The organism is Brevundimonas sp. LjRoot202 (genome assembly GCF_964253355.1).
Lineage (GTDB): Bacteria > Pseudomonadota > Alphaproteobacteria > Caulobacterales > Caulobacteraceae > Brevundimonas.
The window spans coordinates 18887-39005 of record NZ_CAXUQW020000008.1 but is presented as its reverse complement, the minus strand read 5'-3'; the positions used below and the strand labels follow the sequence as shown (position 1 = coordinate 39005).

The 20119-nt window shown below is 69.3% G+C and carries 17 protein-coding genes; 9 read left to right on the top strand and 8 right to left on the bottom strand.

Translation table 11 applies throughout. From position 1 onward, the window contains the following. Positions 1-2136: a family 20 glycosylhydrolase gene (locus ACSQ1L_RS12790; protein WP_435995180.1), complete on the bottom strand. Its 2136-nt coding sequence runs from the start codon at positions 2134-2136 to the stop codon at positions 1-3. Between the two features lie 174 nt (positions 2137-2310). Further along, on the bottom strand, positions 2311-5058 hold the full coding sequence (locus ACSQ1L_RS12785) for a TonB-dependent receptor (RefSeq protein WP_435995178.1): 2748 nt from the start codon (positions 5056-5058) through the stop codon (positions 2311-2313). A gap of 265 nt (positions 5059-5323) precedes the next feature. Between ACSQ1L_RS12785 and ACSQ1L_RS12780 the strand changes: the two genes are divergently transcribed. Genes ACSQ1L_RS12780 through nagA form a run of 3 tightly spaced genes read left to right on the top strand, consistent with a single transcriptional unit; the run spans position 5324 to position 8243 of the window. Next, positions 5324-6067, top strand: coding sequence for a GntR family transcriptional regulator (locus tag ACSQ1L_RS12780; protein WP_435995176.1), 744 nt, complete (start codon positions 5324-5326; stop codon positions 6065-6067). A gap of 20 nt (positions 6068-6087) precedes the next feature. After that, positions 6088-7098 (top strand): SIS domain-containing protein, encoded by a 1011-nt coding sequence (locus tag ACSQ1L_RS12775; RefSeq protein ID WP_435995174.1) that lies wholly within the window; start codon positions 6088-6090, stop codon positions 7096-7098. Next, entirely contained in the window at positions 7098-8243 is a 1146-nt protein-coding gene (gene nagA, locus ACSQ1L_RS12770; protein ID WP_435995172.1) for an N-acetylglucosamine-6-phosphate deacetylase, read from the top strand. Before ACSQ1L_RS12775 ends, nagA begins: the two co-directional genes overlap by 1 nt. Here the strand turns inward: nagA and acs are convergent. Then, a complete protein-coding gene (gene acs / locus ACSQ1L_RS12765; RefSeq protein ID WP_435995170.1) occupies positions 8240-10192 on the bottom strand; it encodes an acetate--CoA ligase in 1953 nt (650 codons plus the stop codon). The genes nagA and acs overlap by 4 nt on opposite strands. A gap of 53 nt (positions 10193-10245) precedes the next feature. Beyond that, positions 10246-11517, bottom strand: a complete 1272-nt coding sequence (locus ACSQ1L_RS12760) for a NupC/NupG family nucleoside CNT transporter (RefSeq protein ID WP_435995168.1) — start codon at positions 11515-11517, stop codon at positions 10246-10248. Positions 11518-11679: 162 nt separating this feature from the next. On the opposite strand from ACSQ1L_RS12760, the gene ACSQ1L_RS12755 reads away from it, so the two are divergent. Beyond that, positions 11680-12651, top strand: a complete 972-nt coding sequence (locus ACSQ1L_RS12755) for a DUF4349 domain-containing protein (RefSeq protein ID WP_435995166.1) — start codon at positions 11680-11682, stop codon at positions 12649-12651. Here the strand turns inward: ACSQ1L_RS12755 and ACSQ1L_RS12750 are convergent. After that, positions 12648-13523: a branched-chain amino acid aminotransferase gene (locus ACSQ1L_RS12750; RefSeq protein ID WP_435995164.1), complete on the bottom strand. Its 876-nt coding sequence runs from the start codon at positions 13521-13523 to the stop codon at positions 12648-12650. The two genes, ACSQ1L_RS12755 and ACSQ1L_RS12750, sit on opposite strands and share 4 nt — an antisense overlap. An 88-nt stretch (positions 13524-13611) precedes the next feature. On the opposite strand from ACSQ1L_RS12750, the gene ACSQ1L_RS12745 reads away from it, so the two are divergent. The 3 genes from ACSQ1L_RS12745 (at position 13612) to ACSQ1L_RS12735 (ending at position 16312) form a co-directional block, all read left to right on the top strand. After that, positions 13612-14343: a response regulator gene (locus ACSQ1L_RS12745; RefSeq protein WP_435995162.1), complete on the top strand. Its 732-nt coding sequence runs from the start codon at positions 13612-13614 to the stop codon at positions 14341-14343. A 46-nt stretch (positions 14344-14389) separates the two neighbouring features. After that, positions 14390-15733 (top strand): ATP-binding protein, encoded by a 1344-nt coding sequence (locus tag ACSQ1L_RS12740; RefSeq protein WP_435995160.1) that lies wholly within the window; start codon positions 14390-14392, stop codon positions 15731-15733. Positions 15734-15817: 84 nt separating this feature from the next. Beyond that, on the top strand, positions 15818-16312 hold the full coding sequence (locus ACSQ1L_RS12735; RefSeq protein ID WP_435995158.1) for a hypothetical protein: 495 nt from the start codon (positions 15818-15820) through the stop codon (positions 16310-16312). On the opposite strand, the gene ACSQ1L_RS12730 is transcribed toward ACSQ1L_RS12735, so the two are convergent. From ACSQ1L_RS12730 to ACSQ1L_RS12720, 3 genes are all read right to left on the bottom strand, one after another. Further along, entirely contained in the window at positions 16302-17108 is an 807-nt protein-coding gene (locus ACSQ1L_RS12730; protein WP_435995156.1) for a pyrroline-5-carboxylate reductase family protein, read from the bottom strand. The genes ACSQ1L_RS12735 and ACSQ1L_RS12730 overlap by 11 nt on opposite strands. 4 nt (positions 17109-17112) lie before the next feature. After that, complete coding sequence (locus ACSQ1L_RS12725; RefSeq protein WP_435995154.1) at positions 17113-17616, bottom strand: YbjN domain-containing protein; 504 nt, start codon at positions 17614-17616, stop codon at positions 17113-17115. 64 nt (positions 17617-17680) lie between these two features. After that, the gene (locus ACSQ1L_RS12720; protein WP_435995152.1) at positions 17681-17956 is read right to left on the bottom strand and encodes an accessory factor UbiK family protein; all 276 of its coding nucleotides are present in this window, start codon (positions 17954-17956) and stop codon (positions 17681-17683) included. A gap of 182 nt (positions 17957-18138) precedes the next feature. Here ACSQ1L_RS12720 and lgt point away from each other — a divergent pair, with 182 nt between their 5' ends. Together lgt and ACSQ1L_RS12710 are read left to right on the top strand one after the other, a co-directional pair. Continuing rightward, positions 18139-19044 (top strand): prolipoprotein diacylglyceryl transferase, encoded by a 906-nt coding sequence (gene lgt / locus ACSQ1L_RS12715; RefSeq protein ID WP_435995150.1) that lies wholly within the window; start codon positions 18139-18141, stop codon positions 19042-19044. Next, positions 19045-20118, top strand: a complete 1074-nt coding sequence (locus tag ACSQ1L_RS12710) for a class I SAM-dependent methyltransferase (RefSeq protein ID WP_435995148.1) — start codon at positions 19045-19047, stop codon at positions 20116-20118. Position 20119 lies beyond the last annotated feature (1 nt).

Below are 20119 nucleotides of genomic sequence, written 5' to 3'. Positions count from 1 at the left end.
TCAGCGGCGCTCCGCCGGCGACAGCCGGACCCAGTCGAGGCCCCAGATCGGGTCGACCTCGGCCTGGGTGAAGGTCAGGCACAGGTCGTGGACGCCCGGAGTGGCCGGCAGCCGACCGCGCACGACGCTGACCCCGTGGTCCGCCGCGGCCTCGGCCAGCGGAATGACCAGCGCCGGTTCGGCCTCACAGCCGCCGATCCGCACTTCCAACTCGCCCGCTTCGGTTCTCGGCGCGCGCAGCCGGACCTTCTCGATGTCTGCGCCGATCTGGAAGTTGAACGGGACCTGGCCCACGGCCGCCTCGAACGCCACGCCGTCGGACAGGTCGGCGGCCTGATAGATCCAACACGGGTTCATGATGTCGAGCAGGAAGGACGCCCGCTCGCCCCGCAGCGGCGCGTCGTCGATCAGCGACAGTGCGATACCGGCGCTGCACAGCGTCATCTGATGATCGTGGCGCCGCTCGCCCTGGGCCGGCAGCGGAGCCGGCCCAGGTGACAGGGCGCTTTCGGCGTAGTCGATCCCCAGGGTCCGATAACGCGCCAGCTGCGGCGTCAGACGGGCGCGGAAATCGTCCCAGTCCATCCGCTCCGGCGCCGACCAGGCCAGTTCAGCCAGCGCCGCCACGCGCGGATAGGCCTGGTGTTCGACCCGCGCTTCGTCGCGCATGTGTTCGGTCCACAGGTTGGCCTGGACCCCCAGCACGTGTTCCGCCTGTTCGGCGGTCAGGCTCTCGGGCGTGGGATCGAAGGTGTAGAGAGCCTCCATCGGCACGACGAAGCCGCGGCCGGGCGCGCCATCCGCGGCGCTCTGCCGGTTGTCGAGATAGAAGGTCGGCGCCGGCGACAGCACCGTATCATGCCCCAGCCGGGCGGCTTCGACCGCGCCTTCGACGCCTCGCCACGACATGACCGTGGCGTTCGGGGCGAGGCCGCCCTCGAGGATCTCGTCCCAACCGATCAGGCGACGGCCGTGCTGGTTCAGATACTGCTCCATGCGGCCGATGAACCAGCTCTGCAGGGCCGCCTCGTCGGCGACGCCGAGCTCGCGCATCCGTTCCTGCGTCCGCGGCGACGCCTTCCACTGGTCCTTGACCGCTTCGTCCCCGCCGAGGTGGACATAGGTTCCGGGGAACAGGTCGATGACCTCGGCCAGCACCTGATGGAAGAAGGCGATGGTGCTCTCCTCGGTATTGAACAGGGCGGGGTAGACGCCCCAGTCAGCCGGAACCGCGGGGACGGCCGCGCCGGGCGCGTCCGTGACGCCGAGCTCGGGATAGGCGGCGATCGCCGCGCTGGCGTGGCCCGGCACATCGATCTCGGGCACGACGACAATGTTGCGGGCGGCGGCCCAGGCGACGATCTCGCGAACCTCGTCGTGGGTGTAGAAGCCGCCGTGCAGCCGGGGCCGGCCGGTCGCCGGGTCGATGTCGGCCTGCGCCGCCGCCCCCGCCGGAACCCGCCAAGCGCCCACTTCGGTCAGGCGCGGGAGGGCCTTGATCTCCAGCCGCCAGCTCTGGTCGTCGGTCAGGTGCCAGTGGAAGACGTTCAGCTTGTGCAGCGCCATCCAGTCGATGAAGGCCTTGATGAACTCGGGTGACTGGTAATGGCGGGCCGAATCCAGCATCAGGCCGCGCCAGCCGAAGCGCGGCGCATCGACGATGCGCATGGCGGCGAGCGACGTCGGGCCCCGCCCCTCCTGTGCCGTCGCCAGCTGCCACAGGGTCACCGCGCCGTACAGGAAGCCGCCGGCGTCGTTCGCCGTGACCACCGCCCTGTCGGGACTGATCTCCAGCGTGTAGCCGTCGGCCTCGGCCTCGCCGCGCCGGAACACCACGGCGCTCGCGCCGTCGCCGGCCGCGCCCGCCACGGGCAGGTCCAGCCCCCGCGTCCGGCGCAGCAGGTCGGCAAGATGGCGCGCCGCGGCGGCGGCCTCGGCGTCGCCCGCGGGCGCGACCAGCGCCGTCGCATCGTCGATCCGGAACGCGCCGGCCCCGGCCGTGACCGACAGCGGCGCCGGGATGACGGCGGGCGAGATCCCGGCGTCCTGCGCCCCGGCCGGCGCCGCCAGGCACAGGAGGAGGGCGGCGGCGGCGAGGAACGCGGATCGCGCGAAGAAGGTCATGGCGGTGCTCACGCTGACGCCCCGACGGACAAGGAAACGGGCGGGGCGAAGCGGCCCCGCCCGGAGTTGTCGCTCAGGGAAGAACTGGAGAAATCGCGGGAAAGCCTCGGCATTCGTCATCCTCGGTTCGTCTTCCGCGCGGCGCAATGGCGGGGGGCGACAACCGCCGCCCCCCCCCCGACGGCCCTAGAAGTCGACGCTGAGGGTCGCCATCAGCTTGCGGCCAGTCCGGTACACGCCGCGCGGCAGCGCCACCGTATTGGCGTAGGCGTAGTACTCGCTGTCCAGCAGGTTCTGGGCCGAAACCGTCAGGCTGACATTGTCGGTGAAGGCGTAGCCCGCCGTGGCGTCCAGGCCGGTGAAGGCCCGCACGTACATCTGGTCGCCCCGGTCGACGCCGGTGAAATATTTCGAACGCCAGTTGTAGGTCACCCGCGCCGAGAACGGCCCGTTCTCGTAGAAGGGGCTGATGTTGACCTGGTGCCGCGAGTTGAAGGGCAGGTCCGCGCCGTTGTCGGCGCTGCCGTCGACATAGGTGTAGTTGGCCAGCAGGCCGAAGCCGTAGGCGAAGGTCTGCTGATACGCGAACGACGCCCCCTGCAGTTCGGCGGCCCCCGCATTGGTGGGCCGGCTGATCTGGTAGGTGGTGACGGCGTTCTGGGCCTGGTTGAAATGCTCCTCGGGCGCGGTGGCCTGCAGGATGTAGTTGCTGATGTCCTTGTAGAAGACCTCAGCCGACAGGATGGCCTCCGGTGCGAAATACCATTCCACCGCGGCGTTCAGGTTGGTGGACGAATAGGGCTCGAGGTCGGGATTGCCGCCGCCCCCGGTCAGGATCTGGTCGGAGAGCCAGAAGAAGTTGGACATGTCGGCATAGTTCGGCCGCGCGATCACCTTGGCCGCCGCCAGCCGGACGATCACGTCCTCGGAGGCGTCAATGGCGACGTTCAGGCTCGGCAGGAAGTCCTCGTACTCCTTGGTCCGGACCTCCCACGCCCAGTCCGCCTCGGTGGCGCCGCAGCCCGTCGGGGTCTGGTTGACGCAGACGAAGCCGCCGCTGTCGGACGCCGTCCGGACGTAGCGCAGCCCCACATTGCCGCGCACCGTGCCGCTGTCGAAATTCGCCTGGCCGTAGAAGGCGTGGATGCGCTCCTGCACATTCCAGTTCTGGGCGGTGAATTCGGCGTTGCCGAAGACGGTCGGCACCGGCGCCGCCTGCCAAGGCCGCAGGTATTCGCCGCTCTCGATATAGTCCGCGAGCGCCTCGCCATCGATGCGGAAGCGGTTGCTCATCTGGTCGTTCACGCCGTCGAAGCCGTCCAGATAGTTGTCCGGAACCTGGCTCGGATTGAACATGGCGGCGTTGTCGGGCGCGCCGTAGATCTGGACCGTCACGCCCGACATCCTCTGGTCGGTCTCGTGCTGGCGGTATTTGTAGCCGAACTGTAGGCGCTCCCAGACGCCGTCCCGGTCGAAGCCGAGATCGACCTGGGCGTAGGTCTCCTCGTCGGTGGTCGGCTTGCTGACGATATTGCCGCCCCAACCGGGGTTGTAGCCGATCGGCCCGACCGAGGGATCACCCCCGCCCCAGCCGCCGTCGAACGAGAATTTCGACGCGTCGCCCAGCACGGTCGGATCGCCGTAGGTCAGTGTCCCCGGTACGCCCGGCGCGCCCGTGAAGTCGACCGTGTAGTCGGCCCAGTTCAGGAACTCGCCGAACAGCTGGCGCTGGGTGCCGCCTTCGGCCTTGGTGTAGCCGAGGTCGCCGGCGATATCCCAGCCGGTCCCGAGGTATTTGCCATCGAGGTGATAGCTGTCCGACGTCATCGCCGCTTCGCGATACTGCACGTCCAGCACGCTGAGCGCGTTGTCGAAGGAGGCCCGGGTGATCACCCCGTCGTCGATCTGGATGTCGGTCAGGGCGCCGAGGCTGTTCCAGGTGTTGCCTTGGAAGGCGAACAGCGACTGGTTGGTGTTGTCATAGCTGGCGTCGATGCGAAGCCAGTCGAAATTGATGTCCAGCGCATCCGTCGGCCGGAACTGAAGGGCGACCGTGACGCTGTCGCGGTCCCGTTGCTGTTCGAAATAGGAGGTGCCGAAGGCGTTCAGGCCCCTCGCGTCGGGATTGGCCGCCAGCGTCGCCGCGCAGGGGCCGGCGCAGTTGCCGTTGGCGATGGAGTTGGCCCCTGGATTCTCGGGGTTCCCGCCCATGTAGTAGCTGGCCGGAATGGTGCCGTAGGACTCCAGGCCGTCCCGGCGCAGGGCGTCGCTGGCGCGCTGCGCGGACACCAGCACGCCGAAGGTGCGGTCTTCGTTGCGCCAGCTGCCGAGCGCCGACAGCTGCAGGTCGCCCTCTTCAGAGCGGTCATTGTAGAGCCAGCTGGCCGCGCCCGAGAGCGTGCCGGACGGGAGGTCGAGAGGACGCCGCGTGATCACGTCGACGGTGCCGCCGATGCTGCCCTCGTCGATGCGGGCTTCGGGCGACTTGTAGACCTCGACCCGGCCGACGATCTGCGGCGCGAGCAGGGCGTAGTTGAAGGTCCGCCCTGGCTGATCGAGGATGAACCAGTCCGCCGAGGCGACGGTCTGGCCGTTCAGCAGGGTGCGGTTCAGGGCCGGGTCGGTGCCAAGGATGCTGACCTTTTCGCCCTGGCCGAACTGCCGGTCGACGGTGACCCCCGGAATTATGGTGATGGCTTCCGCCACGTTCGAGCTGGGGAATTTGCCCACATCCTCGGCGGTGACCACGTCGATGATCGCATTGGCCTCGCGCTTGGTTTCCAGAGACTGCTGCAGCGACGCCCGGATGCCGGTGACGATGACCTCCTCGACGGTGGTGGTCGTCTCCGGCTGCCCGTCCTGGGCCGCCGCGCTTGTGCCCAGCAGCGCCAGAGCGCTGACCGAACCGATCAGAATTGCCCGATGAATACCCATGACGCCCGTCCCTCCTGCGGCCGTCCCGCTCCCCGGCGAGTTCCGACCACTCCATTAGAGGACCAATGCAGATCCTCCCCCATGCGCTCCACACGGCATTCTGGCGAGCGCAGGCGGCAAGGTGTCATCAAATGTTTACGACAAGCAAGCCCAAATCGAACAATTGGACCTATTCTTTTTTCAGATTGGTCCTTGATTGGTTAGGTTAGATGGGTTGTGATGCAGACGGCGATGGGCGAAAGCAGCCTCATCGGTCGGGGTTGGCATGTCATTCTCTGAAGTCATCGGAAAACTGGATGCGGGGCGGCCGACGCCACTGTACCAACAGCTGCAGCAGGCGGTGCGCGAGGCCATCGAGCGGCGCGTGCTCAAGGCCGACGAGGCCCTGCCGGCCGAGCGCGACCTGGCCGAGGCCCTGTCCGTGTCGCGCATCACCGTGCGCAAGGCCTTCGACGGTCTCGTGGCCGAGGGACTGTTGTCCCGCCGCCAGGGCGCCGGCACCTTCGTCGCCGCCCGGGTCGAGAAGAGCTTTTCCAAGCTGACCTCCTTCTCCGAGGACATGGCCGCGCGGGGCCGCAAGGCGACCAGTTCGTGGATCAGCCGCAGCGAAGGCGCGGTGACCCCCGAGGAATCGCTGACCCTGGGGCTAAGCCCGGGCACCCCGGTCTATCGCTATCACCGCATCCGCTACGCCGACGGCGCCCCGATGGCGCTGGAGTATTCCACCGTCCCGGCCTCCAGCCTGCCGTCGCTCGAGGCTGTCGATGTGTCGCTGTACCGGGCGCTGGACGCCAATGGGCAGCGCCCGATCCGCGCGCTGCAGCGGCTCCGGGCCGTGCTGTTCACCGAGGAGCAGGCCCAACTGCTCGGCGTCGCGCCCGGCGCGGCGGGCCTGCTCATCGAGCGTCGCGCCTTCGCCCGCAACGGCCAGGCCGTCGAGGTGACCCAGTCCTTCTATCGCGGCGATGCCTACGACTTCGTCGCCGAACTGAACGACGGCCCCGCCTGATGCGGGCCGGGGACACGCGGATGTTCCAGGAGGCCGCCTCCGCCGGCGGGGTGGTGGCGGCGCAGCTCGCCCGCAACGCGCCGTTGATGGCCGAACTGGGCGAGCGCCTGCGCGACCTGTCACCGACCATCGCCCTGCTCAGCGGCCGGGGCAGCTCGGACAACGCCGGCGTCTACGCCCGCTATCTGATCGAGACCGGCACGGGCGTCCCGACCAGCCCCGCCATCCTTTCCGCAAGCTCGGTCTACGCCGTCGAGCCGCGCCTGCGGGGCGGCGTCTGTATCGCCATCTCCCAGTCGGGCCAGAGCCCGGACCTCGTCGCCTCGGTGGCGGCGGCCCGAGCGGGCGGCGCCTTCGTCATCTCCATGGTCAATGCGGAGGGATCGCGGCTGGCCGAGGTCGCCGACGTGACCGTCCCCCTGCACGCCGGACCGGAGACTTCGGTGGCGGCGACCAAATCCTTTATCGCCAGCCTCAGCGCGTTGGCGCAGCTGCTCGGCCATTGGAGCGCCGACGCCGACCTGCTGCGGGCGCTGGACGCGCTGCCGGATCAACTGGACGCAGCCTTCCAGCGCGACTGGAGCCCCGCGCTCGATACCCTCGTGCAGGCGCAGAGCCTCTACGTCGTCGGCCGCGGCCCCGGCTTCGCGGTCGCCCGCGAGGCCGCCCTGAAGTTGAAGGAGACCTGCGGCCTGCATGCCGAGGCGTTCAGCGCCGCCGAGGTCCGCCACGGCCCGATGGCCCTCGTCCGGGCCGGCTTCCCCGTACTGATGCTGGCCCAGGACGACGAGACCCGCGCGGACATGGAGGCGCTCGCCTCCGACTTCGCCGGGCGGGGCGCGAAGGTCATGCTGGCGGGTGCGCAGGCCGGCGCCGGCGTGGTCTCCCTGCCCGCCGCCGACGCGCATCCGGCCATGCAGCCGATCCTGCTGATCCAGAGCTTCTACCGGCTCGCCGCCCTCGCCTCGGTCGCGCGGGGTCACGACCCCGATCGCCCGCCGTTCCTGAACAAGGTCACCGAGACCCTTTGATGCCGATCACCCTCACCAATGGCCGGGTCCTCACCGGAGGCGCGTTCCGGACCGATGTTTCGGTGACGGTCGAGGGCGACCGGATCACGCGGGTCGGCCGGGCGCCCACGCCGGAGGACGAGGTCCACGACCTCGGCGGGGCGTATCTGGTCCCCGGCTTCATCGACACCCAGGTCAATGGCGGCGGCGGCATCCTGTTCAACGACTGTCCGACCGCGGACTGCATAGACGCGATCGGCCAGGCCCACCGGCGGTTCGGCACCACCGGCTTCCTGCCTACGCTGATCAGCGACGACCTGTCGGTGATCGACACCGCCATCACCGCCGTGGAAGAAGCGATCGCCCGCGGGACGCCCGGCGTGCTCGGCATCCACATCGAAGGCCCGTTCCTGAACGCGTCGCGCAAGGGCGTCCACGACGCCTCCAAATTCCGCACGCTGGATGACCGGGCCATCGCTCTGCTAACCCGGCTGAAGAGCGGCCGGACGCTGGTGACCCTCGCCCCGGAGACCACTACGCCGGCGATGATCACGCGTCTGACGCAGGCCGGCGCGGTGGTCGCCGCCGGCCACACCGACGCCGACTACGCCACGACCCGGGCGGCTCTCGACGCCGGGATGACGGGCTTCACCCACCTGTTCAACGCGATGTCGCCGCTGACCAGCCGCGAGCCGGGCGCGGTCGGCGCCGCGCTCGAGGACATCGACAGCTGGTGCGGCCTGATCGTCGACGGCCATCACGTCGATCCGGTGGTGTTGAAGCTGGCGCTGCGCTGCCGCCCGCGGAACCGCTTCATGCTGGTCACCGACGCCATGCCCAGCGTCGGCTCGCCCGAGGATCATTTCATGCTGCAGGGTCGTCGGATCACGGTGCGCGACGGCCTGTGCCTCGATCCGGACGGGGTGCTGGCAGGATCGGACCTGAACATGGCCGCCGCCGTGCGCAACGCCCGCGACCTGATGGACCTCGACCTGCCGTCCGCCATCGCCCTCGCCACGGCCAATCCGGCCGAGTTTCTCGGCCTCGGCGCCGTCCGCGGCCGCATCGAGCCCGGCTTCGCCGCCGATCTGGCGATGCTCGACGAGGATCTGGCGGTGGTCGAGACCTGGATAAGCGGACGCCGCCGGGTGAACGAATCGGTCTAGGCCGCGCCCGCCCGGTTCCGCACCAGATCATCGACCACGGCCGGATCGGCCAGGGTCGAGGTGTCACCCAGAGCGCCCACCTCGTTCTCGGCGATCTTTCTCAGGATTCGTCGCATGATCTTGCCCGAGCGCGTCTTGGGCAGGCCCGGCGCCCACTGGATCACGTCCGGCGCGGCGATCGGTCCGATCTCGGAGCGGACCTGGGCGATCAGTTCCTTGCGCAGCGCCTCGTCCGGTTCGACGCCGGCGTTCAGGGTCACATAGGCGTAGATGCCCTGTCCCTTGATATCGTGCGGGAAGCCGACCACCGCCGCCTCGGCCACCGCCTCGTGCAGCACCAGGGCGCTCTCGACCTCGGCCGTGCCCATCCGGTGGCCCGAGACGTTGATGACGTCGTCCACCCGCCCGGTGATCCAGTAATAGCCGTCCTCGTCCCGCCGGCAGCCGTCGCCGGTGAAGTATTTGCCCGGATAGGTCGCGAAATAGGTGTCGAAGAACCGCCCGTGGTCGCCCCAGACGGTGCGCATCTGGCCGGGCCAGCTGTCGGTGATGCACAGATTGCCGGAGGCGGCGCCTTCCAGCACCTCGCCGTCGGCGTTGACCAGTTGCAGCTCCACCCCCGGCAACGGCTTCGTCGCCGACCCCGGCTTGAGGTCGGTCGCACCCGGCAGCGGCGACACCAGGATGCCGCCGGTCTCGGTCTGCCACCAGGTGTCGACGATCGGGCAGCGCCCCTCGCCCACCACCTCATGATACCAGCGCCACGCCTCCGGATTGATCGGCTCGCCGACGCTGCCGAGCAGGCGCAGCGACGCCCGCGACGTCGCCTTCACCGGCCCGTCGCCCTCCCGCATCAGCGCCCGCAGCGCCGTCGGCGCCGTGTAGAAGATTTCGACGCCGTGCTTGTCGATGACCCGCCAGAACCGGCTGTGGTCCGGATAGTTGGGCACGCCCTCGAACATCAGCGTCGTCGCGCCGTTGGCCAGCGGCCCGTAGACGCAATAGCTGTGGCCGGTCACCCAGCCCACGTCGGCGGTGCACCAGAACACCTCGCCGGGCCGGTAGTCGAACACCAGCTCGTGCGTCCAGGCCGCCCAGAACAGATAGCCGCCCGTGGTGTGCAACACGCCCTTGGGCTTCCCGGTCGAGCCCGAGGTATAGAGGATGAACAGCGGGTCCTCGGCCTTCATCGGCTCGCATGGGCAGTCGTCGGACACGCCGCGCTTGGCCTCGCCGTAGCGCACGTCGCGACCCTCCACGAGGGGGATGTCGGCATTGGTGTGCGAGACGATCAGCACCGTCTCGACGATCTCCCCGGCGCCCTTCTCCATCGCCGCGTCGACGTTGGCCTTCAGCGGCACCCGCTTGCCGCCGCGCAGCCCTTCGTCGGCGGTGATCACCACCTTCGAGCCGCAGTCCTCGATCCGGCCGCACAGGCTGTCGGGCGAGAAGCCGCCAAACACCACCGAATGCACCGCCCCGATCCGCGCGCAGGCCAGCATGGCGACAGCCGCGGCGGGGATCATCGGCAGGTAGATCGTGACCCGGTCACCCTTGGCGACGCCCAGCCCCTTCAGCACATTGGCCATCCGGCAGACCTCGCGGTGCAGCTCGCGATAGCTCAGCTTGCCCGACTGATCCGGGTCGTCGCCTTCCCAGATGATCGCCGTCTCGTCGCCGCGCGTCTCCAGATGCCGGTCCAGACAGTTCCACGCAACATTCAGAACGCCGTCCTCGAACCAGCGGATGCGGAAGTCGGCCTTGTCGAACGACACGTCCTTGATGCTCGTCGGCGGCGTCATCCAGTCCAGCCGCCGGGCCTGCTCGCCCCAGAAGGCGTCGGGCCGCTCGTGGGCGGCGGCGCGGGCGGCCTCATACCCATGGGCGTTCATGCGGGCGCGCTGCGCCCATTCGGACGGGACGGGATAGACGTCGGGCTGTTCGGTCATGCGGCGAATGCTGCCCCCCCGGCGCCGCAGGGTCAACGCCGGGCGGCGGCGCTTCAGCGGAAGATCAGCGGCGGCATGGCTCCGACCACGCAGGCGGTCATCAGCGTGGCGAGAAAGCCCGCGAACAGACCCTTCCACACCATGCCCAGCACCTCCTCGCGGCGCTCGGGCATCAGCACGCTGAGCCCGGTCACGGTGATGCCGACCGACCCGATGTTGGCGAAGCCGCACAACGCATAGGTCATCAGCATCCGCGTCCGCTCACTCATCTCCCCGACCGGAATCCGCCCCAGTTCGATAAAGGCCACGAACTCGGTCAGGGTCAGCTTGACCCCCAGCAACCACCCGGCCCGGCCCGCCTCGGACCATTCCACCCCGGTCAGCCAGGCGACCGGCATGAAGATCCAGCCGAGCAGCCGCTCGACCGTCACCGGCCCGTCGAACAGCCACAGCCCGCCGAGCATGATGTTGACCAGCGCCACCAGCGCCACGAACACGATCAGAATGGCCGAGATGTTCAGCACCACCATCAGGCCGTCGGCCGTGCCCTTGACGATGGCGTCGATGCCGCTGTCGTACTTCAGGGCGGAGTCGTAGTCGGCGTGCGCCCCGCCCTCGCCCGGCTTTTCCGGGATCATGACGCGGGCCAGCAGGATGCCGGCGGGCGCCGAGACGATCGAGGCCACCAGCACATGGCCGGCCGCGTCCGGCAGCACCGGCGCGAGGATGGCGGCGTAGGCCACCATCGTCGATCCGGCCACCGTGGCGAGCCCGACCACGATCAGCAGAAACAGCTCGGACCGGGTCAGCTTGTCGAGGTAGGCCCGGATCACGATCGGGCTCTCGATCATGCCGAGAAAGATGTTCGCCGCCACCGCCAGCGCCGACGCGCCGCCCAATCCCATGGTGCGCTGGAACAGGATGCCGAAGCCGTGGGTGATCCACTTCAGCACCTTCCAGTGCCACAGCAGCGCTGACAGCGCCGAGATAACGAGGATCAGCGGCAGCACCTGGAAGGCGAAGGTGAACAGCGCGCCCTCGTTGCCGACCACATAGGGCTGGTCGCCGCCGGCCAGATAGCCGAACACGAACTGGGCGCCCCGGTTGGTCGCCGTCGCCAGCCCGTCGACCGCCCCGGTGATGGCCGTCAGCACGACCTGCGAACCCGGGATTCCGAACAGCGCCAGCACGAGCCCCGCCTGCACCACGATCGCCCCGAGCGTCAGCCGCCACGGGAAGGCGCGCCGGTTCTCGGACAGGCCCCAGCAGGCGGCGACGATGACGGCGAGGCCCAGAAGGCTCTGCAGGTTCAGGACGCTGAACATGGACGCATTTCCCCGACCGGCTCCCCGCCGGCCCCTGCCCCGTTGAACGACACGCGTCCGGCAATGGCAAGCCGCAGTCTGGCTGCGTTGCGGTCAAGCTTTAGCCTCCAAGCGGTCGCTTCCTCATCGAACCGTGATCCGCACGGTGTCGGGAGGATCGGCATGCAGTCACCTTCAATCAGCGCCGTGGCCCTGTGCGCGGCTTTGGCCCTCACGGGATGCGACCAGCCGCAGAGGGTCGATGGATTTTCGGACGAGACCCTCAACGTGGAGATGCTCAGACCGCCATCCAACTACAAGGAAGCCCCGGCGGCGGATGCCGCGATGGCGCCGGCGGCAGACGCGGCCGCGGCGGCCGAAACTGCACCCGCCGCGCCCGCTGAGATCCCCAGCGGCGCCCAGATCGCGTACAGCTACCGGTACGGCGTTGAGGTCCCTGCCGACCGCGCGACCGACCTGATGCGCCGGCATGAAGCCGCATGCACCCGCGCCGGGCCCTTGGTCTGTCAGGTTCTGGAATCGGAGTCGCGTCGCTACGGGCGGGATTCCGTCACCGCCAGCCTTGAGTTGCGGGCCGCTCCCGCGTGGCTGACGAGCTTTCGAGCCACGCTGGAAGCCGACGCGGAGCAGGCGGGCGGGCGGATCGCGGCAGCCTCAACCGAGTCGGAGGACCTGACCCGCTCGCTGACCGACACCGCCGCGCGCTTGCGAGCCCTGACGACCTTGCGAGACCGGTTGCAGGTTCTGCTGGCGACGCGCTCTGCGCCGCTGGAGCAACTGCTCGCCACCGAGCGGGAATTGGCCCGGGTCCAGGGCGAACTGGACGGCACCCAGTCCGCCCTGACCGCAATGCGCACCAGGGTGGCCATGTCGCATGTCAGCCTCAGCTACCAGAGCGCCCAGCAGTTCGCCCCGGACAACGCCTTTACGCCGGTCAAGCAGGCGCTGACCGGGTCATTGGCGGCCTTCATGGGAACGCTGGGGGCGATCATCTACGCCTTGGCGACCCTGCTGCCGCTGTTCCTGATTCTGGGCCCGCTGATCTGGTTGGGGTGGAAGCACCGTCGGAAAATCCGCGTCGGCAAGAAGGCGAAGACGCCGCCAGCCGTCGCCGGTGACGACGGCGCGCCCTAGGCCCGCCGCACCAGCCGGCCGTAGTCTTCCATCAGCCCGAGGCTGAGGGCGCCGGGGGTGAATTGGTACTCACCGATCTCACTCACCGGCGTCACCTCGGCGGCGGTGCCGGTCAGGAAGCATTCGCTGAAGGTCGCCAGCTCCTCCGGACGGATGTTGCGGACGACGACCTCGATCCCCCTCGCCTTGGCCATCTCGATCACGGTCTGGCGCGTGATGCCGTCCAGGATCGCGTCGACCGGCGGGGTGTGCAGCACGCCGTCCTGCACGAAGAAGACGTTGGCCCCGGTGGCCTCGGCGACATAGCCGCGCCAGTCCAGCATCATGGCGTCGGCGTAGCCGCGCCGTTCCGCCGCCGTCTTGGACATGGTGCAGATCATGTACAGGCCCGCCGCCTTGGCCGCCGAGGGCGCGGTGGCCGGGTCGGGGCGACGCCATTTCGACCACTCCAGCCGAATGCCGCGGGCCTTGGTCTCGGGGTCGAAATAGCTGGGCCACTCCCACACGGCGATGGCGACCCGGACCTTGTTGTTGATGGCTGAGACGCTGACGGTCTCCGGACCGAGGAAGGCGACCGGCCGCACATAACAGTCCGACAGTCCCATCTTCTCGCAGGTCGCCTTGCAGGCCGCGTCGATCTCGGCCACGCTGTACGGAAGGTCGAAATCCAGCAGGTTTGCAGAGCGCTTCAGGCGTTCGCTATGCGGGGTCAGCTTGAAGATTTCGCCGTCATACATACGCTCACCCTCGAAAACCGACGAGCCGTAGTGAAGGGCATGGGTCAGAACGTGCGTTTTCGCGTCCCGCCAGGGCACGAAATCTCCGTCCATCCAGATCCAGCCGTCACGATCGTCGAAAGGAACGAAGGCCATTGAAGAACGTCTCCCGCGTCTGCCCTCGGGTTAGAGCCGCCCGAACCGGCGAGGTCAACGCCTCCGCAACCCGCGGGGTCGCATCCGCATGACCGACGTCCGTCCCCATGGCCGCTCGGGTCCGGTCGCCGGTCCCGGCGCCGGCCGCCACCTGCTGGTCGTCGACGACGACGACCGCATCCGCGAGCTGCTCAAGGAATTCCTCGCCCGGGAAGGCTACCGCGTCACCGGAGCCGCCCACGCCGCCGCGGCCAGGCGGCTGATGGAGCTGATCGAGTTCGACCTCGTCGTGCTCGACGTCATGATGCCCGGCGAGAGCGGCTTCGACCTGACCACCTGGGTCCGCTCCAAGGCCGAGACCTCGAAGACGCCCGTCCTGCTGCTGACCGCACGCGGCGATCCGGACGACCGTATCGAGGGCCTGTCGCGTGGCGCCGACGACTACATGTCCAAGCCGTTCGACCCCCGCGAACTGGCGCTGCGCGTCGACGCCATCCTGCGCCGCACCGGCGGCAAGCCGCTGACCCCGCGCGAGATCAAGCTCGGCCCGGCGGTGTTCGACATGGAGCGGCTTGAGCTGTCGAAGGACGGCAAGCCCCAGCGCCTGACCGAGGCCGAGGCCCAGCTGCTCAAGACCCTCGCCATCCACGCCCACGCCCCCGTCGAGCGCATGAGTCTGTCGCCCGACACCGCCGACATCACCGGTCGCGCCGTCGACGTCCAGGTCACCCGCCTGCGCCGCAAGCTGGAAGCCGACCCCAAGAACCCGCGCTACCTCCAGACCGTGCGCGGCGTCGGCTACATGCTGGCCCCCGACTGATGAAGGCGAACCATCACCTCCCTTCTCCCCTCGCGGGGGAAGGAACGTGAAACTTCTGCCGGCGTCATTGTGGGCCCGGGTGCTGAAACGGCGCCTGCCGACCTCGCTTTGGGGCCGGTCGCTGCTGATTATCGTCCTGCCGGTTCTGGTCATGCAGGTCGCGGTGACCTGGGCCTTCTTCGACATGCACTGGCAGACGGTGACCGCCCGCCTGTCCGAAGGGCTCGCCGGCGACATCGCCTGGGCGTCGGAGAGCTATGCCGATGATCCGACGCCGCGGAACCTCGCCATCATCGCCGACCGGGCCCAGCGCTCGATGTCCCTGTCCATCGACCTGCGCGAGGGCGACGTGCTGCCCGAGGAGCAGGAGCGCGGCCCCATCGGGGTGGTCGACCGGACCCTGGAGGAGGCCCTGACCTCCCGGGTCGACCGGCCGCTCTGGTTCTCGACCACCCAGTACCCCGCCTACGTCGATATCCGGGTGCAACACGACAACGGGGTGCTGCGCATCATCGCCCCGCGTGAGCGCGCCGTGGCGACCCAGGCCCATATCTTCGTCGTCTGGCTGTTCATCGCCACCGTCCTGCTGATGGGCGTGGCCATCCTGTTCATCCGCAACCAGGTCCGCGCCATCGAGCGGCTGGCCGAGGCGGCCGAGGCCTTCGGGCGCGGCGAGGCCCGCGAGCGCTTCAAGCCCCACGGGGCGCGGGAGGTCCGGGCGGCGGCCAAGGCCTTCATGGACATGCGCGACCGCATCCAGCGCCATATCGAACAGCGCACCGCCCTGCTCGCCTCGGTCAGCCACGACCTGCGGACACCGCTGACCCGACTGCGGCTCGAACTGGCCCTCGCCCCGCCCTTCAAGCGCTCGACCGCGATGCAGGGCGATCTCGACGAGATGGAGCACATGATCGACGAATACCTCGCCTTCGCCCGCGGCGAGGCCGGCGAGGCGGCCCAGACGGTGTTGGTCGGCGACCTGCTGGCGGTTGCCGCCGAAGACGCCCGGCGCGCCGGAGCCGAGATCGAGGTTCATGTCCCCGAGGACCTCAGCGCCACCCTGCGGCCCCTCGCCATAAAGCGCGCACTGGCCAATCTCGCCGGCAACGCGGCGGCCCACGGCGACCACGTCCGGCTGGCCGCCCGCGCCCTCCCCTCCGGCGGACTGGAGATCACCGTCGAGGATGACGGTCCGGGCATTCCCGACGAGATGCACGAAGAGGCCTTCCGGCCGTTTTCCCGGCTCGACGCCTCGCGCAACCAGAACCGCAAGGGCGTCGGTCTGGGCCTGGCCATCGCCCGGGACGTGGCGCGGAGTCACGGCGGCGACATCACCCTCGATCGCAGCGAGATGGGCGGTCTGCGCGCAGTCATTCGCCTGCCCGGCTGACCCGATCACAAATTGCCCCGCCTACTGGCGAAGCGGAGCCGCAAGGCGCATCTTTCGATCCGACAGGGCAATCGGAGGAACACCATGCGCAAGCTCGCCTTTCTCGCCCCCCTCGGCGCCGTACTTGCGGTCGCCGCCGGCCCCGCCCTGGCCGACCCCGCCTCAGTCTCCGTCACTATCGGCCCGGACCTTCAGGAGAAGACCCGGGAGCTGGGCGAACGCGACGTCCGCCAACAGGCCGACCGACTGGCCGAGGTCGTTCGCCGCGCTCTCGCCCGCAACGGCGATCTCGACGGCGCCCGGATCGACCTGGTGTTGACCGACCTGAAGCCCAACCGGCCGACCTTCGAACAGATGGCCGATCGGCCCGGGCTCGATCCGCACCGCAGCATCTCCATCGGCGGCGCCGCCATCGAGGGAAGCATCACCACCGCCGACGGTCAGGTGCTGCCGGTCAGGTACGACTGGTATTCCCAAAGTCTCGCCGAGGTGCGCGGCTATTCGACCTGGCAGGACGCGGACCGGGCCTATGAGCGTCTGGCCAGCCGCCTGGTCGACGGGCGCTACGTCAGCCGCTGATCGCCCGCGCCTGTTCGACGGCGGCATCGACCGCGGCTTCGGCCGCCCGGTCGAGGTCGCCGGCGGATTCCATGGCGTCCAGCCCAGCCCGGGTCGTCCCGCCAGGCGAGGCGATGCGGGCGACGAGATCGGCCAGCGGCGCTCCGGTCTCGGCCCCCGCCCCGGCGGAGCGCAGGGCGCCCCGGGCCAGCCGCCGGGCCGCTTCCGATGACAGACCCTGCCGTTCGCCGGCCCGGGCCAGGGCCTGGGCGAAGGCGTAGATGAAGGCCGGCGCGGAGCCGGCCACCGCCGTGGCCGCATCCATCAGCGCCTCGCGGTCCAGATCCACGACATCCGCGATGGCGCCGAACAGCCGGCGTCCGGTCTCGCGGGCGTTATTGTCCGCCGACCACAGGGCGGCGACGCCGCGGGCCTGCGCCACCGCCGTGGTCGGCATGACGCGGGTGACCGGCCGTTCGGACAGGACGGCGATGTCATCGGCGCTCACCCCGGCCATGACCGAGATGATGGGCGTACCGGATGGCAGCGCGGCCAGCAGCGGGGCGAGCGCCTCCCGCCATTTCGCCGGCTTGACCGCCAGCACCAGCGCGCGGGCTCCCGACAGGGCGTCGACCGGCGGATTGACGCTCGCGCCCCGCTCCCGCGCCGTCTCCGCCGCCGGCTTCTCCGAGGGCGTCAGGATGATCAGATCGGCCGGCGCCACGGTCCCGGTCGCCAGCCACCCTTCCAGAATGGCCGAGCCCAGGCGACCGCAGCCCACGAGGACCACGGCGCCGGTCGATGGCGTATCCGTCATGACTTCACGCCGTGCCGACGGTCTCGAACAGGCAGGAGTCGATCGCGTCCTGCGGCTTCTTGTTGCCGCGGATCATGAAGTCGAATGCGGGGTAGTAGCGGTCGGCCGCCTCCACCGCCGCGTCGATCATCGAGGCCGCCTGGCCCAAGGTCGGCCGCTCGCCCATCGGCAGGGCCAGCGAATGGCGGAAGACGATCTCGCCATCCTCGGCCCAGACCTCGAAATGGCCCATCCAAGTCCGCTGATTGATCAGGCCGACCAGTTCATAGGCCGCCGCCCGCCGGGCCTTGGAGGCCTGCAGGTCGAGGGCGCAGCACAACTGGAGGCAATCGCCCTCGGGCCGCCAGGCGAACCACAGCTCATAGTCCTTCCAGTCACCCGCCAGCGAGAAGGCCAGGTCGCCCTCGTCGGTGCGGTCGAACGGCAGGTTCTCGGCCACCAGGACGTGCTCCACGACATCCAGCGGGTCGTAGGGAACCTCAACTTCTTCGGGCCGGGCAGTGTCCATCAAGACGTCTCCGGGCGCGACTCACGCCCTCTCAGGGAACGGTAGGCGGGTTCGCAGATTCGGCTCAACCGGGTGCGTCCTGTGCGGGAGAAGCCGCTGTGGACGTTCCCTTCTGAGGCTTCTTCGCCCCCTTCAGCGCGGCGATCTCCGTCCGAAGCGCCGCGATTTCAGCCTTCAGGGCGTCGAATTCGTCGCGGCGGACCAGATCCATGTCGGCGGCGAAACGGTCGGCCTGGGCCCGGAAGGCGGTCTTGGCCTCCTCGCCGGCGGCCTGCGCCAGCCCCATGGCGCCCGTGGTGAGTTTGGCGAACTCGTCGAGGATGGGGTTTCGCGTCTGCATGAGGACTCTCCGACTCGAACAAGCGAACGTCGTTAAGGGATGGTTGCCCGATATGGTGAACGAAACCTTGCTGTCGATGCGACCTGTGGCGGCATTTGGGCGGAAGGGTCCACCGAAATTTCGGCGACGGGCGCGGCGACGCTTGCTAAACCCCGTGGCACGAACCGCCTGCAGGAGCGCCCGTGCAATTCCCCGAATTCGATCCCGTTCTGGTCAGCATCGGTCCGCTGGACATCCGCTGGTACGCCCTCGCCTATGTGGCGGGCATCGTTCTGGGCTGGTGGTACGCCAACCGGCTGGCCCGCAACACCGCGGTCTGGCAACCGGGCAAGCCGCCGGTCACGACGGTGCAGCTGGACGATCTGGTGCTATGGATCACCCTGGGCATCATCCTCGGCGGCCGGTTCGGCTACGCCCTGTTCTACAAGCCTGAGCTCTACGCCGACCTGTTCACTGGCGCGAACTGGGGCGAGCGTCTGGCCCTGCTCCGGTTGTGGGACGGCGGCATGTCGTTCCACGGCGGCCTGATCGGCGTCAGCCTGGCGATCGGCTGGTTCGCCCGGAAGAACAAGATCCGCCTGCTCAGTCTCGGCGACCTGATCGCGCCGGTCGTGCCGATCGGCCTGTTCTTCGGCCGCATCGCCAACTTCATCAACGGCGAGCTGTGGGGCCGCCCGACCGACGCGCCCTGGGGCATCAACTTCTGCAGCAGCCGGATGCGCGAGGCCTATGGCTCGACCTGCGAGTTCCTCGTCAACGGACAGATGCAGGGGCCCGGAAACGTCACCCGTCACCCCAGTCAGCTGTATGAGGCGGGGCTGGAGGGCATCGCGCTGGCCGTCATTCTGTGGCTGGCCGTGTACAAGGGCCGGCTGCTGGCCAAGCCGGGTTACGTCACCGGCATCTTCCTGTTCGGCTACGGTCTGGTCCGCGCCTCGCTGGAGACGGTGCGACAGCCCGATTTCGGCATGGAGAACCTGCCGCTGGGCCTGACCATGGGGATGATGCTGTCGATCCCGATGATGCTGGTCGGCGCCTGGCTGATCTGGCGGGCGTGGAAGCGGCCGCCGGTGGCCACGGAGGACTGAATGTCGCTGCGGGACCGGCTGGCGCGCGAGATCGCCCTGACCGGGCCCATGACGGTCGCCGACTACGTCACCCGTTGCCTGCACGACCCGCAGGGCGGCTACTACGCCACCCGCCCGGCCATCGGGGCGACCGGCGACTTCATCACCGCGCCGATGATCAGCCAGATGTTCGGCGAGCTGATCGGCCTGTGGGCGGTCGAGCTGTGGGAGCGACTGGGCGCGCCCGAGCGGGTCCGGCTGGTCGAGGTCGGGCCCGGCGACGGGACGCTGATGGCCGACGCCCTGCGCGCCGCCCGTCTGGCGCCCGAGTTCCTGCGCGCCGTCGACCTGATCCTGATCGAGCCCAGCCCGCCGCTGCGCGAAGCCCAGGCCCGGATGCTGGCCGACAGCGACGTCCACCCCCGGTGGGTGTCATCGCTCGACCGGATCGAGACCGACGCCCCGGTGATCCTGATCGCCAATGAGGTGCTGGACTGCCTGCCCGCCCGCCAGTTCGTGAAGACCGGGGACGGCTGGGCCGAGCGCTGCGTCGGCGTCACCGACAGCGGCGCCCTGATCTTCGGCCTGAAGGCGATCACCGGCGGCTTCAAGCGACCCACGTTCGAGGTCGAGCCGGGTCAGACGGTGGAGATTTCCGACCAGCAGGCCATGTTCGGGCGCGAAGTCGCCGCCTTGGTCAAGGCGGCGTCAGGCGCGGCCCTGCTGATCGACTACGGCCGCGCCCGCCCCGAGGCCGGCGACACCCTGCAGGCCCTGCGCCGGCATCAGAAGGTCGATCCGCTGGAGAGCCCGGGCGAAGCCGACCTCACGCAGTGGGCCGACTTCCCCACCGTGCAGGAAGCGGCCGTCCATGCGGGCGCCGACGTGACCGGGACCATGGGCCAGGGCGAGTTTCTCGAGCGACTGGGCATCGCGCCCCGCGCCGACCGCCTCAAGGAAGGCCGCCCCGACGCGGCTCCGATCATCGACCGCCAGCTGGCCCGCCTGACGGCCGACGACCAGATGGGCGCGCTGTTCAAGGCCTGCGCGGTCTTCTCGCCGCACACGCTCGTCGTGCCCGGCTTCGAGGACTGAC

Excerpts from the sequence above, each read along its gene's own strand:
- ACSQ1L_RS12760 (WP_435995168.1), bottom strand. The coding sequence starts at position 11,517 with ATGTTCAGCGTCCTGAACCTGCAGAGCCTTCTGGGCCTCGCCGTCATC.
- ACSQ1L_RS12735 (WP_435995158.1), top strand. The coding sequence starts at position 15,818 with ATGCGCAAGCTCGCCTTTCTCGCCCCCCTCGGCGCCGTACTTGCGGTC.
- ACSQ1L_RS12725 (WP_435995154.1), bottom strand. The coding sequence starts at position 17,616 with ATGGACACTGCCCGGCCCGAAGAAGTTGAGGTTCCCTACGACCCGCTG.
- ACSQ1L_RS12780 (WP_435995176.1), top strand. The coding sequence starts at position 5,324 with ATGTCATTCTCTGAAGTCATCGGAAAACTGGATGCGGGGCGGCCGACG.
- nagA (WP_435995172.1), top strand. The coding sequence starts at position 7,098 with ATGCCGATCACCCTCACCAATGGCCGGGTCCTCACCGGAGGCGCGTTC.
- ACSQ1L_RS12755 (WP_435995166.1), top strand. The coding sequence starts at position 11,680 with ATGCAGTCACCTTCAATCAGCGCCGTGGCCCTGTGCGCGGCTTTGGCC.
- ACSQ1L_RS12720 (WP_435995152.1), bottom strand. The coding sequence starts at position 17,956 with ATGCAGACGCGAAACCCCATCCTCGACGAGTTCGCCAAACTCACCACG.
- ACSQ1L_RS12775 (WP_435995174.1), top strand. The coding sequence starts at position 6,088 with ATGTTCCAGGAGGCCGCCTCCGCCGGCGGGGTGGTGGCGGCGCAGCTC.
- ACSQ1L_RS12730 (WP_435995156.1), bottom strand. The coding sequence starts at position 17,108 with ATGACGGATACGCCATCGACCGGCGCCGTGGTCCTCGTGGGCTGCGGT.
- ACSQ1L_RS12785 (WP_435995178.1), bottom strand. The coding sequence starts at position 5,058 with ATGGGTATTCATCGGGCAATTCTGATCGGTTCGGTCAGCGCTCTGGCG.
- ACSQ1L_RS12710 (WP_435995148.1), top strand. The coding sequence starts at position 19,045 with ATGTCGCTGCGGGACCGGCTGGCGCGCGAGATCGCCCTGACCGGGCCC.
- ACSQ1L_RS12750 (WP_435995164.1), bottom strand. The coding sequence starts at position 13,523 with ATGGCCTTCGTTCCTTTCGACGATCGTGACGGCTGGATCTGGATGGAC.
- acs (WP_435995170.1), bottom strand. The coding sequence starts at position 10,192 with ATGACCGAACAGCCCGACGTCTATCCCGTCCCGTCCGAATGGGCGCAG.
- ACSQ1L_RS12745 (WP_435995162.1), top strand. The coding sequence starts at position 13,612 with ATGACCGACGTCCGTCCCCATGGCCGCTCGGGTCCGGTCGCCGGTCCC.